The organism is uncultured Streptococcus sp. (assembly GCF_963545685.1).
Taxonomy (GTDB): Bacteria; Bacillota; Bacilli; order Lactobacillales; family Streptococcaceae; genus Streptococcus.
On the sequence record NZ_CAUUKN010000015.1, the window covers coordinates 22999 to 40840 of the forward strand.

Genomic DNA, 17842 nt, shown 5'->3' on the forward strand with positions numbered 1-17842 from the left:
TAAATAAAGGTCTTTCCCAACTCAGATAGAAAGAGGTACTAATATGCTCTGCCAAAACTGTAACCTTAATGAAGCTAGTATCCATTTGTATACCAACGTAAATGGTAATCAGCAACAAGTTGACCTCTGTCAAAATTGTTATAAAATCATGAAATCTGATCCAGAGAACCCCCTTAACCAGTTTAATCAAGCAGGAGGTTCCAACTTCTTCGACGATTTCTTCAGTGACCTAAACAACTTCCGTTCTTCTAACGGAGACCTTCCCAATACACCTCCAACACAAGAGGGAGGTAACCGAGGAAACGGTGGCCCAGGCCGTCCAGGAGGACCACGTCAACAAGCTCCTCAACAACCTCAAGGCCTTCTTGAAGAATTTGGAATTAATATCACAGATATTGCTCGTCGTGGAGACATTGATCCTGTCATTGGTCGAGATGAAGAAATTATTCGTGTCATCGAAATTCTGAACCGCCGTACTAAGAACAATCCTGTTCTCATCGGTGAACCTGGTGTTGGTAAGACTGCTGTAGTCGAAGGACTTGCCCAAAAAATTGTTGATGGTAATGTGCCACAAAAACTCCAAGGCAAGCAAGTTATCCGTCTTGATGTTGTGAGCCTAGTTCAAGGGACAGGTATCCGTGGCCAGTTCGAAGAACGCATGCAAAAGCTCATGGAAGAAATTCGTCAACGTCAGGATGTTATCCTCTTTATTGACGAAATCCATGAAATTGTAGGAGCAGGTAATGCTGGGGACGGCAATATGGATGCTGGAAACATCTTAAAACCTGCACTTGCCCGTGGAGAGCTTCAACTTGTTGGAGCAACAACACTTAACGAATACCGTATCATTGAGAAAGATGCTGCACTCGAACGTCGTATGCAACCGGTTAAGGTAGATGAGCCAACAGTTGAGGAAACAATCACAATCTTGCGTGGCATCCAACCTAAATATCAAGACTACCACCATGTCAAATACACTGATGAAGCCATTACTGCAGCGGCAGAATTATCCAACCGCTACATTCAGGACCGTTTCTTGCCAGATAAGGCCATCGACCTTCTCGATGAAGCTGGGTCTAAGATGAATTTAACCCTCAACTTTATCGATCCTAAAGATATCGATAAACGTTTGATTGAGGCAGAAAATCTTAAAGCTCAGGCTACTCGTGACGAAGACTTTGAAAAAGCTGCTTATTTCCGTGATCAAATTGCAAAATACAAGGAAATGCAAAAGCAAACCATCAAAGACCAAGATATGCCTATCATTACAGAAAAACATATCGAAGCCATTGTCGAACAAAAAACCAATATTCCTGTCGGTGATTTAAAAGAAAAAGAACAGTCTCAACTTCTCAACCTCGCCGATGACCTTAAGTCGCATGTTATTGGCCAAGATGCCGCAGTTGATAAGATTGCCAAAGCTATCCGCCGTAATCGTGTTGGACTGGGTGCACCAAACCGCCCAATTGGTAGCTTCCTATTTGTAGGTCCTACAGGAGTCGGTAAAACTGAGCTCTCTAAACAGTTGGCTATCGAGCTCTTTGGTTCAGCTGATAGTATGATTCGTTTCGACATGTCAGAATACATGGAAAAACATGCCGTTGCTAAATTGGTAGGTGCTCCTCCAGGATATGTCGGTTACGACGAAGCTGGGCAATTAACTGAAAAAGTCCGCCGTAACCCTTATTCACTCATTCTTCTTGATGAAGTTGAAAAAGCTCACCCAGATGTGCTTCACATGTTCCTTCAGGTACTTGACGATGGTCGTTTAACTGATGGTCAAGGGCGAACTGTAAGTTTCAAAGATACCATCATCATCATGACTTCAAATGCTGGTACTGGTAAAGTTGAAGCTAGTGTAGGTTTTGGAGCCGCTCGTGAAAATCGTACCAATTCTGTTCTCAACCAACTCGGAGACTTCTTCAGCCCTGAATTCATGAACCGTTTTGACGGTATTATCGAGTTCTCTGCCCTCAGCAAGGAAAATCTCCTTACTATCGTGGACCTTATGCTTGATAGCGTCAACCAACGCTTGGCAAACAACGGTATCCACCTCAGTGTGACTGATAAGGTTAAGGAAAAACTGGTTGACCTTGGTTACGATCCTAAGATGGGTGCTCGACCATTACGTCGTACTATCCAAGACTACATTGAAGATGCCATTACAGACTTCTACCTTGAAAATCCAAATGAAAAAGATCTCAAGGCAGTCATGACTTCAAAAGGGCACATCACCATTAAGTCTGCTAAAAAAGCTGAAAAAGCTTCTCAGAAAACTGAAACATCAAAAGAAACTAACTAAGGAAAGGAACCAAGTCGAAATGACTTGGTTTTTTATACTTTTACATTTTCTCTTTGCAAAATTATTCCTAATTCTGCCTAAATCAATAGGAAAATGAGCAATATTTTAGTATAATATAGGCAAATAAAGCTAAGGAGCAACTCATGAATCCAACATTTGGTGACAAGGTTGAGGGAGCTCATTATCAAACACGTTACGGTGTTTATGCTGTAATTCCTAACCAAGACAAAACAAAAATTATTTTAGTGCAGGCTCCTAATGGAGCTTGGTTTCTCCCAGGTGGAGAAATCGAAGCGGGCGAGAATCACAATAGCGCATTAGAGCGCGAATTAATTGAAGAGCTTGGGTTCACGGCCACTTTAGGTCAGTACTATGGACAAGCTGACGAATACTTCTATTCAAGCCACCGTGACACTTACTATTACAATCCAGCCTACATTTATGAAGTTGTAGATTTTTCAGAGATTGGTAAGCCCCTCGAAGATTTCAACAACCTAGCATGGTTTCCAATTGATGAAGCAATTGCCAAGCTAAAGCGTGGAAGCCATAAATGGGGAATCGAACAATGGAAAGCAAGCAACACTCTAACTGCCAAATCCTAGGAGGAAATTATGAAACTCATTAATACGACCCGTACCCATCAAGAACTAGTTCAACATCAACTTGATAACACAGATGCCTTTCTCGTAGAGACATACTCTGCTGGAAACACAGACGTTGTCTTTACACAAGCACCAAAGCATTACGAACTTCTGATTTCAAATAAACACCGTGCTGTTAAGGATAATGAATTGGAACTTATCCGTGAATTCTTCCTCAAACGAAAAATTGACAAAGATATCGTTTTGATGGACAAACTCAGAACAGTACATACTGATAAATTGATTGAGATCTCATTCCCAACAACTGTATAAATTCAAAACAAGCAATGGCTAATAATACCATTGCTTGTTTTTTTAGTCTGTTACAAAACTTTAGAAGCTTGGTCCAAGACTTCCATAACCTGACGACTATGCTCCAACTGCTTGGCAACACTTTCAAAATCCATTGTCGTAATCATTTTTTCAAAAGCTACAAATTCATCATACATACGATGATTTGGGCTATTAAGATTAGTCACAGTCTCTTCTTGACCATTAAGAGTAAGACCAATTTCAGGAAGGGTGTTGGTTGCACCAAAAATGGTAATAGCTCCCTTATCGCCTTGAATAGTTGAACGAATGTCAGCACTACAGTCCTTTGCTCCAATGGCAACAGCCTTAAAGTTACCATAGTCCAAAACTAGAATCCCTGACGTATCCACTCCTCTCTCCACATTAGGTAGATATTCCACATGATTAGGCTTTCCAAAAAGACCAACAAGAAGGTGAATATTATAGATATTAAGATCTCTAAGCGCTCCACCACCCATTTCTGGATTGAAGGCAGGAGCAATCTCTCCTCGCTTAAAGGCATCGTAACGCGACGAATATTGGGAATAATTGATGTTAACAATTTTGATATCACCAATTTCAGATAAGGAGTCCTTGATAAGGTTAAAATTTTCCAGATATTGATTGGTTATAGCTTCTATCAAGAGAAGCTCTTTTTCTTGGGCAAGCTTAGCCAGCTCTTCAAACTCTTCCAAATGAAGGGTGAAAGGCTTCTCACAGATGACATGCTTGCCAGCTAGGAGTGCTTGCTTGGCATAGTCATAGTGGGTATGATTAGGGGTTCCAACATAAATGGTATCAACATCTGGATTGGACAAGATGGCTTCATAATCACTTGTCGCCTGAGTTAGACCATATTGCTTGGCTAAAACTTTAGCCTTATCAAGTGATCGTGGTGTCGACATTATTGCCTCCAGCTCAATGCTCTCAATAGTCGTTAACACAGGAAGCACCTCTGTAACAATCATTCCTGTACCTAATAGTGCCAGTTTCATTAAACTACCTCCTTCTTTCTCTAAACGCTTTTATACATGGAGTAATTCCATAAACACAACTATAATGAAAGAGGACTCCCATAGAAGCCCTCCGAGACTTAGTTACGTCCAAGCAGTTTCTTAACCCCTTGAATGGCTTTATATTTAAGCGGTTGTGGATAATAACGGAAAGTTCCCATCTTACGAACGATATAACCATTAAAGTTTTGTTTAAATCGCAAAACCCCATCAGAACCATCAAAGATGCCCATGATACCAAGGAAATTATAGAAACCAATACCACGTTTAATAGCCTGTGTCATCACATACTCTTGCAAGAGTGCTGGTGCATAAAACTTATTAAATTCAGGATAAGAGCCACTGAAAAGATAGACTGCCTCTTGAGGTGTGTAAACGAAGAGACTTCCAGCTAGAACAATGTCTTCCTGACCATACTTGTCAATAAAGGCAGTCGCTTCGCCCTTTCGAACATCAAAGGTCTCAAACTGACTTGATAGCTCTCTCAATTGGTTTTGTTTTTTCTCAGATTTTGGATTGGCCTCTAAATCAGCTTGCAATTTGGCAATTCTAGCTCCCAACTTCGCCTGATCACTCTCCAAATGATTAAAGTAATCTTGAAAATTCAGGGTAGCTACCATAAAATCTGCATTATCACCAAAAGCATCATAAAAATCTTGGTAATAATCTAAGGATTTGTCACTGTAGTCACGGCGATCAGAGGTCGCTGAAGTGATTTCTTTAAAAATAGATAACTCATCACGTTTCAATTTTTTCAGTTTAATCCCGAATGTTTTGGCTTTTTTTACAAGAGGTTTCCCTTTTTTACTGAATGATTTGATGAGATCTTTTTCTTCAATCCCAGACAATTCTTTAACATAGTGCCAATCGGGCTCACCACCAGGATAGCCTGTCTGCAAACCATCAAAACTATAACCTAAATCAGTCAATTGGCTAATCAATTGCTTCTGCTCACCACTTGTTGGTTCACCATTACTATCAAAGGTTTGATAAGTATCATAAGGTTTGATTAACAGTTCAAGAGCACCGTTTGCCTTAGCATAGTCCTTCAAACCTTGGTAAAAATCACTTAGATGAGCCACACTTGAGTGAATAGGTCCACAATTCACCTCCATACGAAGCCCACCAGTCATAGGCATGCTATAGACAATCGCTGAAACTTCTATTTGGTCACCTTCTTTCCAGGCAACATAGCTAATGCTAAATCCACGTTTCTCAAGAAGCTTAGCCATTTCCTCAGTTTGCATAAAAGAACGCTCAGAAACCTGTTGAGCATGTGTATTAAATTCTTCTTTAGTTACTTGAATGAAGCTCATTTTTTTCCTTCCTAAAATGGATACAGTAAATTACTAGTGAGATAAACAGCAAGAGGACAAGTGTTGCCACTAATGGTAGTCGGATTGGACGGCTATTAAGCAATAAATCCCCACTGACAGCATAAATAACGGAGAGTGGCGTCACTCCAATTAGTGTCGCTAAAATCCTTGTCCTTGTGGGTAATTTCATCTGAACACAAGCATAATTGACCAAAGCTGATGGGATAAAAGGAATAGAGAATGCTAGCGAAACACCAATAAAGCGATGTTTAAAGAACTCAATATAGGTTAGGAGTTTCTCCATACGTTTAGACTTCTCAGGCTTTTCAAGTCTTCTTAAAATTTCAAAACTAGTCAAATTCCCAAAAGTATTGCCTATAATATTCATGGGAATTGCAAGCAAAGGACCATAGAGTAGCCCAACAAAAATACAAAAAATAGAACTTGAAACTCCAGGAATAGCTGATGACAGAATCATGAGACTAATAAGGATAAGTGCATTTTGAAAATTTGCCTGCTTAAAAACTTCTCTTAAAAAGGCTTGATCATGCTTAGCGTTGGTCCACTCCTTAATTAAGGGGATAAAGTTATTTAAAAGAGGCCATAAGAATACCAGAATTAAACCTGCTATCCCTATAAAAAATATCCTTTTTTTGGTCATTACATCTCCACAATTTTAATCACTCCTTTTATTATAACAAAAAAAGTGCCTTCATTGATTTAGAAAGGCATCTTTTACTGTGATTACTTGTTAATCAAATTTGCTTGAGACTTGTTTTCCAAGGCACCATTTTTAAAGTTAAGAGTAAGGCTACCTGTTTCCCCTTTCTTAGCTACAAGATTAGATGACCAAAGTGCTTGCGTCATTGTCGCATCTGAAGAAACAGCGATAGAATAAACATCTGGTGCCCCAAGTGTTTTGACCGCATTATCATAGCTAGTTCCATTTTTAAGATCTTCATACATTTTCAAAGTGATTTTAGGATCACGAACGTAAGAGAAATTTGAAATTGACTTAACAACGGTACTATTGTTAAAGAGTTTTGCTGTAACAACAACATTATCAAACTGCCAATTATAGACATCAAGCGTGGCGTCTCCTGCCTGCTCCTGACTAGTTGATGTTGGCTCACCAAACCACCCCTTCAAACTATCAAGGTTTGATCCCCCAGAAAACTCCTGAGAAGCGTTTGCCATGGTAATCTTATCAAAGTTCTGACGAACATTCCCATGCTTAACAGTTAAAATCTTTGATGCTTCATTATCCAAAGATCCTTTCGTCTCAGTCTTAGACGAAGAATTTCCACAAGCAGCTAGGGTAAAAAGTGAGAGACCTAAAACGGTCAAAGACAAAAGTTTTTTCATAATAAGTTCCTATACACAAATAAAAGGCTGACGCCTCAAGTTTTTATGGAGCCGGTGGGAGTCGAACCCACGTCCAAACATCTGCCAACATATTCGTCTACAACCATAGGTTATGTCTTTCATTTAACAGATAGACGACACATAACTCAAGCCTTCTATATGCGAGCCTATAAATCTCTTTTCGACCAGCTAGACAATGGTCAAACGTAGCTTATAAATCAATAAAACCTCTAAGCAAACATAAGCAATCTGCTAGAAGTCACGCGAGCAGGTGTTTAGGCTGCTACAGCGTAAGAATTAGTATTTTTTGCAGTTATATTTAACTGAGCGTTAACGTCGCCACACGAGTCGCAGAATATGCCTCATAATGCCTGTCGAATCCGTAACGACCCCAATATGAGATACTGATTATTATAACAAAATTTCTAATAAATAGCAAAAAATTATCAAGATCTACACAAAAGTATAGCCTATGTACGATTTATTAGCATCTACCTTTCTACCCAATTATAGAAATAGATAATACGCTTATCATTACAAATTACTCATCAATGACTTTCTTCCTAATCTCTAAAAAGATTCTATGTCATTTATCTTTTCTAGGATTCCCTGAATTTACAGAGCACTCTTGCTAAATTTAACAAGTAAAAAACGCTGAAAGAACTACGCTCTCAACGTTTCCTCTTTGCACCCTAAGGGAATCGAACCCCTATCTCAAGAACCGGAATCTTACGTGATATCCATTACACTAAGGGTGCTAACAGTATACTATTATAGCATACTCTAAAATATAAAAAAAGACATGTTTCCATGCCTCTTTATTATCTTACAATTCGATATCTCCGAAAAGATCCGCCATTGAGAATCCAGATTGAGTTTCTGGAAGTTCGTAGTCACGTTTTTCTTGACGTTTTGGACGACGTGGACGTGATTGACGTTTTTCGTTGTTTTCGCCTTCAGCGTTAGCTGGACGTTCTTCAAGAGCTTTGATAGAAAGCGATACACGTTCAGCATCAGCGTTTACTTCAAGAACTTTAACAGTAACGTCTTGACCTACTGAAAGAACATCTTTTGGATTTTCAACACGTTTGTGTGAAATTTGTGAGATGTGAACAAGTCCATCAATTCCTGGCAATACTTCAACGAAAGCACCAAAGTCAGTCAAACGTTTAACTTTACCTTCGATTACATCACCAGCAGCAAGTTTTTGTTCAACGCCATCCCATGGTCCAGGTGTTGTTGCTTTAAGTGAAAGTGATACACGTCCTGCTTCTTCGTCGATAGCAAGAACTTTAACTTCAACTTCATCACCAACAGATACAACTGATTTAGGTGAAACGTTACGTTCGTGAGACAATTCAGTCACGTGAACAAGTCCGTCAACACCACCAAGGTCAATGAAAGCACCGAAGCTTGTCAAACGAGCAACTTTACCAGTTACTACTGAACCAACTTCAAGTTTAGAGAAGACTTCTTTACGAGCTTCTGCAGCTTCTGCTTCAACAACTTCACGACGTGAAAGGATGAAACGGTTTTCAGCTGGATCAACTTCTTTAATTTTAGCGTCAAATTCTTGACCTACGAATTGTTCAGTGTTACGAACAAAACGAGTATCAATCATTGAAGCTGGAATAAATCCACGGAGTCCTTCAAATTCAACTGAAAGTCCACCCTTAACAGCACGTGTTCCTTTAACAGTAACAACTTCTTCTTCACGACCAACAAGTTTATCCCAAGCTTTGCGAGCTTCCAAGCGTTTTTTAGAGACAAGGTAAGTTACAGTATCAGTATCTTTACCAACAACTTGACGAAGAACAAGCACTTCAAGTGTTTCACCAACTTTAACAAGGTCTGCAACGTTTGCGTCACGGTCGTTTGTCAATTCACGACGTGTCAAAACACCTTCGATACCAGTTCCTTCGATAACAACATTTGCTTGATCATTATCTACTGAGATAACTTCAGCTGTTACAACGTCACCTGTGTTAACTTCGCTAACACTGTTTAGCAATTCTTCAAATTCGTTCATTCTAAAAAAATCCTCCAACAAGAGCCAGCCAATTCTGACCCTTGATAACAATATATTTTTCAAGGTACCCGCAAAGACAATTATTAACATAGACGGTGCCAATGCACCCGATACCTTTGACTGGGGTAGCTGGATTCGAACCAACGCATGAGGGAGTCAAAGTCCCTTGCCTTACCGCTTGGCTATACCCCAATAGCAAAATGCTATAAAAAAACATCTAAGCACTTGATATCGAATATTCCGATTCAGTTTCTTAGACATGGAGAGAGAGGGATTCGAACCCCCGAACCCGAAGGAGCGGATTTACAGTCCGCCGCGTTTAGCCTCTTCGCTATCTCTCCATAAGAACAAGAAATAGTATAACACAGTTTCTTGACCAAAGCAAGCCTTTACTTTGGATTTTAATGATTAAGATTATAGGCTTCGATAATGGCAGCTATTGCATCATCCATTTTCTTGTGGAAACCTGCTACGTTTTCTTTATCAACAACGGCAAACTTTCCATCGATTTCTACAATTTGTCCGATGACTTTCTTACCAACAAGAAGCTCAAAACCTTCAATGGTTGCTTTGTTTACAATGACTTTGGCATCTTTGATTTGAATTTCAATTTTTTTGTCTTTTTTACTCATAGATCTATACCCGATACCTAAATCGAGCCATCCTTTCTTAGTATATGTTTTTAATTTTACCGAAAAAGAAAAAAGCTTGCAAGAGCAAGCTTTAAAATAATCATTTATTTACTTGGAATTAGTCAACTTTGACAATCCATCCTTCTGGGGCTTCAACGTCACCAAATTGGATACCTGTCAACTCATCATAAAGTTTACGTATTACAGGTCCGACTTCTGTTTCTGAATAGAAGACATGGAAATCATCGCCATGTTGCACCCCACCAATTGGTGAGATAACAGCAGCTGTACCACAGGCACCAGCTTCAACGAATTTATCCAACTCAGCAATCTTAACATCGCCTTGAATAGCTTTCATACCAAAACGATTTTCGGCCAAGTAAAGCAATGAAAACTTCGTGATTGATGGCAAGATAGATGGGCTGAGTGGCGTAACAAATTCGTTATCAGCTGTGATACCAAAGAAGTTGGCTGAACCTACCTCTTCAATCTTAGTGTGGGTTGCTGGGTCAAGGTAGATAACATCAGAGAAATTACGATCATGGGCAATTTTACCTGGCAACATACTTGCCGCGTAGTTACCACCAACCTTAGCAGCACCAGTACCATGTGGTGCAGCACGGTCGTATTCGTCTTGGATAAGGAAGTTTGTTGGAGCCAATCCGCCTTTGAAGTAGTTACCTACTGGCATAGCAAAAATTGTAAAGATATACTCATCTGCTGGGTGAACACCAATAATATCACCAACCCCAATCAAGAGTGGACGAAGATAGAGTGTTGCCCCAGTACCATATGGTGGAACGTATTCTTCATTAGCACGGACTACTTTTTTACAAGCATCTACAAATTTTTCCACTGGAACTTGTGGCATCAAAAGACGATCAGCAGTACGTTGCAGACGTTTGGCATTTTCATCTGGACGGAACAATTGAATAGAGCCATCTTTAGTTCGGTAAGCTTTGAGACCTTCAAAAGCTTCTTGACCATAGTGAAGGGCTGGAGATGCTTCTGAAATGTGCAAGGTTGCATCCTCAGTCAATTGCCCCTCATCCCATTTACCGTCTTTGTAATATGAAATATAACGGAATGGAAGTTTACGGTAATTAAATCCTAGATTTTCCCAGTCTAAATCAACTGTCATGTGTATGTCCTCTTTTCTGTTACTATGTGCTTTCTAGTATAGTCCTTTTCATTGAAAATTTCAAGGTTATGTTGCAAAATTCTGACAATTCTTTTATAACAGTTGTTTTGTCAGCCAAAGAAAAAACTCTGCCCTCTAGTAAGAGAACAAAGCTTTCTAAACTCTATTTTTCAAGAATCTTGGCGGAGAAGACTTCCTTGTCTGCTAGTCCTTCAATGAAACTTCCATTGCTAGTACGCTCTGAAAGATTAAGAAGTGATAAATCAACCTCTGCAGTCTCACCTGTCGTAGCTGTTACAAATAAGGTCTGAGGAGTCTCTTCCACGGGTGTCGCTAGAAGATTTATCTCAGCTCCAGCATTTTCTGTAAAGACTGGACCAGCCGTAAAGACACGATGTGGCTTAGTCTTAAGCTCACGAAGAACCTGGAGACCTCGACCAGCTCGCTTAGCCTGTGGAATGTCGGATGTAGCCACACGTTTGAGACTAGCTCTTTGTGTAAGCAAGTAGAAACTTTGCGTATTTGCAACAAAAACGGCCTGAACGGTATCATCATCCTTAAGATTGATTGCCTTAACACCTGCTGCCTTAGCGCCAACCACTGGAACTTCATCAGCATTGAAACGAAGGGCATATCCTTTTTGAGTGATAATCATGATATCATCCAATTGAATTGGAGTGACTGTAACAATTAAATCACTTTCATCCTTGAGTTTACCATATTTAACTGACTTAGACTTGTAGGTACGCCATGGGGCAAATTCCTTGCGTTCGAAACGTTTAATCTGACCAAGCTTGGTAGCTGCTAGGTAAGTACCAGCTTCAAAATCATCCAGAATTTCAGCGTAAAGCACTTCTTCATCCTTAGATAAATTGGTGATGGTTTGTGATAAATGCTCCCCCAGATCCTTCCAACGAATGTCTGGTAATTCGTGAATTGGGCGATAAATCACATTGGCCTGATTGGTAAAAATCAGAAGATGTTGTGTTGTCTTAGCCTGCTGAACTAGAACTAAATCGTCATCATCGCGTTTTCCAACTTCTTCAATCGTCGAAGCATTAAAAGAACGTGGGCTAGTTCGTTTGACATAACCACCGCTAGTGATGCTGACATAAGTTTCTTCTTCAACAATCAAACTTGCAGTATCAATTTCAATAGTCTTGGTTTCTGCTTGCAACTCTGAACGACGGTCATTACCAAACTTTTTCTTGATATCACGGAGTTCACGCTTCATGACATTAAACATGGTGCGCTCATCACCAATGATAGCAGCCAAGGTCGCGATCTGCTCACGTAAATCGGCTTCCTCATTTTGGAGAGTGACGATATCCGTATTTGTTAAACGATAAAGTTGCAAGGTCACAATAGCTTCGGCTTGTTCTTCTGAAAAATCATAGCTAACTTTAAGATTTTCCTTGGCATCAGCCTTATTTTCAGAAGCTCGGATAAGGGCAATAACCTCATCCAAAATAGAGATAACACGAATCAGCCCTTCAACAATATGAAGGCGTTTTTCAGCTTTTTCCTTGTCAAATTTTGAACGCGCAACGATAATATCGCGACGGTGAGCAATGTAGCTAGACAAGATCTTTTGTAAGCCCACTTGACGTGGGGTGAAATTGTCAATAGCCACCATGTTGAAATTATAGTTGACCTGAAGGTCCGTATATTTCAAAAGGTAGTTAAGAATGGTTTGGCTGTCAGCATCCTTCTTAAGTTCGATAGCAATACGCAAACCTGTACGGTCAGACTCGTCACGAACTTCTGAAATGCCTGGAACCTTGTTATTGACTCGAACATCATCGATTTTTTTAACAAGAACTGCCTTATTGACATCGTAAGGAATCTCAGTAACAATAATCTGTTCCTTGCCACCTTTGAGTGGTTCAATTTCAGTACGTGAACGCACAACTACTCGGCCCTTACCAGATTCGTAAGCCTTACGAATCTCATCTTTACCCTGAATAATAGCCCCTGTTGGGAAATCTGGACCAGGCAAGAATTCCATCAACTTATCCAGTTTAGCAGATGGGTGGTCAATCATGTAGACAACGGCATCAATGACTTCTGCCAGATTATGCGGCGGAATATCTGTAGCATAACCAGCAGAAATCCCTGTAGCACCATTGACCAAGAGGTTTGGAAAGGCTGCAGGTAAAACGGTTGGTTCCTTCTCTGTATCATCAAAGTTCCAAGCCCAAGGAACAGTGTTTTTATCGATATCTTGAAGAAGGTAGCCAGCAATCTCTGACAAGCGCGCCTCGGTATAACGCATAGCCGCTGGTGGATCACCGTCCATGGAACCGTTGTTCCCGTGCATCTCAACTAGGATTTCACGATTCTTCCAGTCCTGGGACATACGCACCATGGCATCATAGATAGAGCTATCACCATGTGGGTGGAAATTACCCATGATGTTACCAACAGACTTGGCGGATTTACGATAGCCCTTGTCATGGGTATTGCCATCCTTATTCATGGAATAAAGAATACGACGTTGAACGGGTTTCAGACCGTCACGAATGTCAGGAAGCGCACGCTCCTGAATGATGTATTTGGAGTAGCGCCCAAAACGCTCTCCCATGATGTCCTCAAGGGACATGTTTTGAATATTACTCATATAGGATACAAAGCCCGTAAAATACAAAGTGAAAATAGGAAATTCTTGCAGTGAGCCATGCTCACAAGAGAATTTATCTTTTTCACACAGTATTTAGGGCGTGTTCAACTCCTTTCAAAGAATGTAGAGTATGTGTAATGATAAAAGAGTGTAGACCGTGTTCAGTTACTACAAGTAACCAAACGATCCTTTCTGTAGTTTAAAGTGTTTAAAATAAATTATTGTATCAAAGATTCAAAAGTTTTTCCTCAGCATAAGCCATCATCTTCTTAGCCTCTTTGTGATTGTAGGCAAACCCCATCTTTTGGGCTAGACTTTGAGCTTCCTGATGAAAGATATTCATAGTGACAAACAAAGACTGAGTAATCTTTTCTAGACTGGACAAATTAAGAAGTGTTGAGAACTTCTTCTCCTTTTCAGCAGGCAAGTAGTGAAAGAGGTACTTGTAGTTTTTCCCGATATCGACTACTCCCCTATCACTTACTACTTGCCAAGCCAAGACCTTAAAGAGCTCTTGCTGGCAAATGCCATAAAGATGATCGGTCGCATAGATCAGCTGATTTCTTCGTATCCCTTTGACGACATAAGCCGATACCCACCAAAATTCATTGCAGGTTGATGCAAATTCCTCTTCGGTAGGTGGCCAAATCCAATAGCGTTTCGGATTAGGCAGATAGGCTTCAAACAAACCTTTGTCGTCTTTTAAGACGCTGAAACCTGCCTCGCTGTCCACCCACTCTTGGATATGTTCTTTAGGACAGAGTGTCAAATCGATGCGATTGCCATCTTTAAAGAGCATAAGATAAAGACGACGGTGTCCTACTATATTGTGCTGTTCAATCACGCGGTTTCCAAACTGGTCTAGCCAAGATAAATCTGAAATAAGCTCTTCCAGATTCTCAACTATATAGACCACATCATAATCTTGAAACTCATCTTCTCGGGACTGTGGATTGGTACGTGAGCCGGATAAGGCTGCTGCTTCTACTTGGAGGGTTTCAGCAATTCCCACAATCCGATCCATCATTTCTGTCTCAGTTCTCATTTTTTATTCCTTCATTACTCAAAGGTGTTAGATATTTTTAACGGTAAAAAGCAGTAAACCATCGATCACTTCTAAACATTAGTTAAACAATCAACGACTAGACCTTATCAAGAAATAATTCTGAATCCTACTGATCTCGGTCGAAATAATAAAGATAGATAGGAGGAAGATAGGACACCAGAATCATCGAAAAAATGACTACGTAAAAGAAATGATCGATCCGAAATATCAATTCCACATATATGGCCAAAGCACCCACAAGAAGAGGACCCAAAATATAGGATAGAAAAATCAAAAATGCCTTCCAAAGTTTCTCCGAATAGACAAAACACAAACGAATCAGTGTAAAAACTAAGGATCCAATTATCAAGGGGAATCCATATAACATCATGAGAAAGGTTGCCTCTAAAGATCCAGATTCTGGGAGTCAAATATTGGATTCAAGTACCTTCAGCATGCATAGAGTAAACACTACCGGTGCATACAAGCCTAACAGTCTAATTCTTCGACGATTCATGTTGATTGCGAGAAGAATTGAAGGCAAAGAGACTAATAAAAGAAAAACCAAGTATAAAGCCATTAGTCACATCCCTTAAAACGCAGTCGTTTCTTCCAAGGTGAATTTAACGTTATCTTCAATCCATTGGCGACGAGGTGCAGCCTTATCTCCCATAAGGACTGAGACTCGGCGTTCGGCACGCGCTAAATCGTCAATAGTCACTCGGATAAGCGTTCTGGTCTCTGGATCCATGGTTGTTTCCCACAGTTGGTCCGCATTCATTTCACCAAGTCCCTTGTAGCGTTGGAGAAGAGCTCCTCGACCAAATTTTTGGCGAAGGTCCTCAAGCTCACCATCAGTCCAAGCATATTCGACAACTTCCTTCTTGCCTTTACCTTTAGACATCTTGTAAAGTGGAGGTAGAGCGATATAGACGTGCCCTGCTTCAACCAGTGGACGCATATAACGATAGAAGAAAGTAAGCAACAAGGTCTGAATGTGAGCTCCATCGGTATCGGCATCGGTCATGATAATAATCTTGTCATAGTTGATATCGTCAAGGTTAAAATCAGCTCCAACACCTGCACCAATAGTGTAAATCATGGTATTGATTTCTTCATTTTTGAGAATATCTGCCATTTTGGCTTTCTCAGTATTTAGGACCTTACCTCGTAGGGGTAGGATGGCCTGGAATTTACGATCACGGCCTTGTTTGGCTGATCCACCGGCAGAGTCCCCTTCGACCAGATAGAGCTCATTTTTCTTAGGATTTTTAGACTGGGCTGGCGTCAGTTTTCCCGACAAGAGCCCCTTGTCTTTTTTATTTTTCTTACCATTTCGGCTAGCATCACGAGCTTTTCTGGCAGCTTCACGGGCATCACGGGCCTTGATAGCCTTACGCACCAAGTTAGAAGCCAGATCCCCATTTTCCATAAGGAAATAAGTCAGATACTCTGAAACGACACTATCAACAATCGGACGAGCTAGTGGAGACCCCAACTTATCCTTAGTTTGCCCCTCAAACTGTAGGTGTTCTTCTGGAACCAAGAGCGAGATAACCGCTGACAAGCCCTCACGATAATCTGACCCTTCAAGGTTCTTATCCTTTTCTTTGAGGAGTCCTGTCTTACGGGCATAATCGTTAAAGGCCTTGGTAATAGCTGATTTGAAGCCCGTCTCGTGGGTACCACCGTCCTTCGTACGAACATTATTAACAAAGGAAAGAATATTGTCAGAGTAGCCATCATTGTACTGAAGGGCTACTTCTAAGTGAAATTCTTGCTGGTCTCCATCAATATAGATGACCGGCGTCAGCGTTTCCTTATCTTCATTCAAGTAAGACACAAAGTCTTGGACCCCATTTTCATAATGGAATTCTTCACGTACTTCTTCTTCGCCACGCAAGTCTGTCAATGTCATGGTGACATTTTTGAGAAGGAAGGCTGATTCTTTGAGACGCTCTGAGATAGTATTAAATTTAAAGTCTGTCGTTGAAAAGATGCTAGCATCAGGCATGAAGGTTACTTTTGTACCTGTCTTAGACTTAGGCGCCTTGCCAATCTTTTCAAGCCCTGTAACAGGGTGACCACCATTTTCAAAACGCTGGCGATAAACACTACCATCACGAGTAATCTCTACCTCAAGCCAGCTAGACAGCGCATTAACAACTGAGGAACCCACACCGTGAAGACCTCCAGAAGTCTTGTAACCACCTTGTCCAAATTTTCCACCTGCGTGGAGGACTGTGAAGATAACTTCTACCGTTGGTTTACCCATGGCATGCATACCTGTCGGCATCCCACGTCCAGAGTCAGAAACGGAAACGGAACCGTCCTTATTTAGGGTAACAGCGATGACATCACCAAAGCCTGAGAGAGCTTCATCGACCGCATTGTCAACAATCTCCCAAACCAGATGATGAAGACCTGTCCCATCTGTTGAGCCAATATACATTCCTGGGCGTTTGCGAACCGCATCTAACCCTTCCAGTACCTGAATGGCATCATCATTATAATTATTTACATTTATTTCTTTTTTAGCCAAGAGTGACCTCCAAAATTTTCATCCTTATTATTTTATAAGTTTTCAAAAGAATTTGCAAAGGAAATCAAGAAAGCTGTTAGCTTATCTTAGGGCTGGCCAACTTTGTCAATTACTAGGCTGTATGCTATAATTATCTCATGAAAATCTTATTATTAATTCTTATCGCCTACCTGCTAGGTTCCATTCAGACTGGTCTCTGGATTGGAAAAGTTTTCTTTCATACTAATCTTCGAGAGCACGGATCTGGAAATACTGGAACAACCAATACCTTCCGTGTTCTTGGTAAGACTGCCGGAACAATCACTTTCTTAGTGGACATGCTTAAAGGGACTTTGGCAGTGCTCCTACCAGTTTGGTTGGGTGTCACAGAAGTATCACCCCTAGTCATTGGTTTCTTTGCCATTATCGGACATGTTTTTCCAATCTTTGCGGGATTTAAGGGTGGAAAAGCCGTTGCGACAAGCGCTGGGGTGCTGCTTGGTTTTGCTCCCCTCTACTGCATCTTCCTGCTCCTAGTCTTTGTTTTAACGCTCTATCTGACCAGCATGATTTCATTTTCAAGTGTCACTGCCGCAGTTGTTGGACTGATTACCTTGGCTACTTTTCCAGCCATCCACTTCTTGCTAGATGGCTATGACCCAATCTTTAGTGCTGTTCTTATCATCATGGCTTTAGTGATTATTTTCCGTCACACTGAAAATATAGCTCGTATCCGTAATCATCAAGAAAACTTGGTACCCTTTGGACTTAATTTAACTAAACAAAATCCAAAGAAATAATTAATTACTATTGACCACTAGCCAAGCTAGTGGTTTTCTTGTTCTGCTAATCAACTGACGGCCCAAAAACAAATCATAACCACCCGTCTAACGGGTGGTTTGATCATGGGCTATAAGCCCATAATA

The 17842-nt window shown here is 40.6% G+C and carries 13 protein-coding genes, 3 tRNA genes, 1 other RNA gene and 1 pseudogene; 4 read left to right on the forward strand and 14 right to left on the reverse strand.

The genetic code is table 11. The features are described from left to right. Positions 1-43: 43 nt before the first annotated feature. The 3 genes from RWZ99_RS04535 (at position 44) to RWZ99_RS04545 (ending at position 3216) form a co-directional block, all read left to right on the forward strand. Positions 44-2302 carry an ATP-dependent Clp protease ATP-binding subunit gene (locus RWZ99_RS04535; protein ID WP_314676714.1) on the forward strand — a complete coding sequence of 753 codons (2259 nt, stop codon included), beginning with the start codon at positions 44-46 and terminating at the stop codon, positions 2300-2302. A 143-nt stretch (positions 2303-2445) separates the two neighbouring features. Next, the gene (locus RWZ99_RS04540) at positions 2446-2904 is read left to right on the forward strand and encodes an NUDIX hydrolase (protein ID WP_314676715.1); all 459 of its coding nucleotides are present in this window, start codon (positions 2446-2448) and stop codon (positions 2902-2904) included. 9 nt (positions 2905-2913) lie between these two features. Further along, entirely contained in the window at positions 2914-3216 is a 303-nt protein-coding gene (locus RWZ99_RS04545) for a DUF1827 family protein (protein ID WP_314676716.1), read from the forward strand. 50 nt (positions 3217-3266) lie between these two features. On the opposite strand, the gene RWZ99_RS04550 is transcribed toward RWZ99_RS04545, so the two are convergent. The 14 genes and pseudogenes from RWZ99_RS04550 to parE form a co-directional block, all read right to left on the reverse strand. Beyond that, on the reverse strand, positions 3267-4229 hold the full coding sequence (locus RWZ99_RS04550) for a Gfo/Idh/MocA family oxidoreductase (RefSeq protein ID WP_314676718.1): 963 nt from the start codon (positions 4227-4229) through the stop codon (positions 3267-3269). Positions 4230-4327: 98 nt separating this feature from the next. Then, positions 4328-5563 (reverse strand): aminoacyltransferase, encoded by a 1236-nt coding sequence (locus tag RWZ99_RS04555; protein WP_314676720.1) that lies wholly within the window; start codon positions 5561-5563, stop codon positions 4328-4330. Further along, on the reverse strand, positions 5541-6224 hold the full coding sequence (locus RWZ99_RS04560; RefSeq protein ID WP_314676722.1) for a VTT domain-containing protein: 684 nt from the start codon (positions 6222-6224) through the stop codon (positions 5541-5543). Before RWZ99_RS04560 ends, RWZ99_RS04555 begins: the two co-directional genes overlap by 23 nt. An 83-nt stretch (positions 6225-6307) precedes the next feature. Next, positions 6308-6928 carry a DUF3862 domain-containing protein gene (locus RWZ99_RS04565; protein ID WP_314676723.1) on the reverse strand — a complete coding sequence of 207 codons (621 nt, stop codon included), beginning with the start codon at positions 6926-6928 and terminating at the stop codon, positions 6308-6310. A gap of 43 nt (positions 6929-6971) precedes the next feature. Then, positions 6972-7321, reverse strand: a transfer-messenger RNA (tmRNA) gene (gene ssrA, locus RWZ99_RS04570). A gap of 293 nt (positions 7322-7614) precedes the next feature. Next, positions 7615-7686 (reverse strand) — tRNA-Arg (locus RWZ99_RS04575). 68 nt (positions 7687-7754) lie between these two features. Further along, on the reverse strand, positions 7755-8957 hold the full coding sequence (gene rpsA, locus RWZ99_RS04580; RefSeq protein ID WP_201040891.1) for a 30S ribosomal protein S1: 1203 nt from the start codon (positions 8955-8957) through the stop codon (positions 7755-7757). Positions 8958-9077: 120 nt separating this feature from the next. Next, positions 9078-9149, reverse strand: a tRNA-Gln gene (locus RWZ99_RS04585). A gap of 68 nt (positions 9150-9217) precedes the next feature. After that, a tRNA-Tyr gene (locus RWZ99_RS04590) sits at positions 9218-9298 on the reverse strand. Between the two features lie 60 nt (positions 9299-9358). Further along, positions 9359-9589: a DUF2969 domain-containing protein gene (locus RWZ99_RS04595; protein ID WP_002950172.1), complete on the reverse strand. Its 231-nt coding sequence runs from the start codon at positions 9587-9589 to the stop codon at positions 9359-9361. Between the two features lie 118 nt (positions 9590-9707). Then, a pseudogene (locus tag RWZ99_RS04600) lies at positions 9708-10739 on the reverse strand (branched-chain amino acid aminotransferase); the annotation flags it as partial. A gap of 154 nt (positions 10740-10893) precedes the next feature. Further along, complete coding sequence (gene parC / locus RWZ99_RS04605) at positions 10894-13350, reverse strand: DNA topoisomerase IV subunit A (RefSeq protein WP_314676725.1); 2457 nt, start codon at positions 13348-13350, stop codon at positions 10894-10896. A gap of 226 nt (positions 13351-13576) precedes the next feature. Further along, the gene (locus RWZ99_RS04610) at positions 13577-14395 is read right to left on the reverse strand and encodes an aminoglycoside 6-adenylyltransferase (protein WP_314676726.1); all 819 of its coding nucleotides are present in this window, start codon (positions 14393-14395) and stop codon (positions 13577-13579) included. Positions 14396-14987: 592 nt separating this feature from the next. Beyond that, positions 14988-16937, reverse strand: coding sequence for a DNA topoisomerase IV subunit B (parE, locus tag RWZ99_RS04615; protein ID WP_314676727.1), 1950 nt, complete (start codon positions 16935-16937; stop codon positions 14988-14990). A gap of 137 nt (positions 16938-17074) precedes the next feature. On the opposite strand from parE, the gene plsY reads away from it, so the two are divergent. Beyond that, positions 17075-17716 carry a glycerol-3-phosphate 1-O-acyltransferase PlsY gene (gene plsY / locus RWZ99_RS04620; RefSeq protein WP_314676728.1) on the forward strand — a complete coding sequence of 214 codons (642 nt, stop codon included), beginning with the start codon at positions 17075-17077 and terminating at the stop codon, positions 17714-17716. Positions 17717-17842: the final 126 nt, after the last annotated feature.

Coding starts and splice junctions, on each gene's coding strand:
- RWZ99_RS04535 (WP_314676714.1), top strand. CDS start 44: ATGCTCTGCCAAAACTGTAACCTTAATGAAGCTAGTATCCATTTGTAT.
- RWZ99_RS04540 (WP_314676715.1), top strand. CDS start 2,446: ATGAATCCAACATTTGGTGACAAGGTTGAGGGAGCTCATTATCAAACA.
- RWZ99_RS04545 (WP_314676716.1), top strand. CDS start 2,914: ATGAAACTCATTAATACGACCCGTACCCATCAAGAACTAGTTCAACAT.
- RWZ99_RS04550 (WP_314676718.1), bottom strand. CDS start 4,229: ATGAAACTGGCACTATTAGGTACAGGAATGATTGTTACAGAGGTGCTT.
- RWZ99_RS04555 (WP_314676720.1), bottom strand. CDS start 5,563: ATGAGCTTCATTCAAGTAACTAAAGAAGAATTTAATACACATGCTCAA.
- RWZ99_RS04560 (WP_314676722.1), bottom strand. CDS start 6,224: ATGACCAAAAAAAGGATATTTTTTATAGGGATAGCAGGTTTAATTCTG.
- RWZ99_RS04565 (WP_314676723.1), bottom strand. CDS start 6,928: ATGAAAAAACTTTTGTCTTTGACCGTTTTAGGTCTCTCACTTTTTACC.
- rpsA (WP_201040891.1), bottom strand. CDS start 8,957: ATGAACGAATTTGAAGAATTGCTAAACAGTGTTAGCGAAGTTAACACA.
- RWZ99_RS04595 (WP_002950172.1), bottom strand. CDS start 9,589: ATGAGTAAAAAAGACAAAAAAATTGAAATTCAAATCAAAGATGCCAAA.
- parC (WP_314676725.1), bottom strand. CDS start 13,350: ATGAGTAATATTCAAAACATGTCCCTTGAGGACATCATGGGAGAGCGT.
- RWZ99_RS04610 (WP_314676726.1), bottom strand. CDS start 14,395: ATGAGAACTGAGACAGAAATGATGGATCGGATTGTGGGAATTGCTGAA.
- plsY (WP_314676728.1), top strand. CDS start 17,075: ATGAAAATCTTATTATTAATTCTTATCGCCTACCTGCTAGGTTCCATT.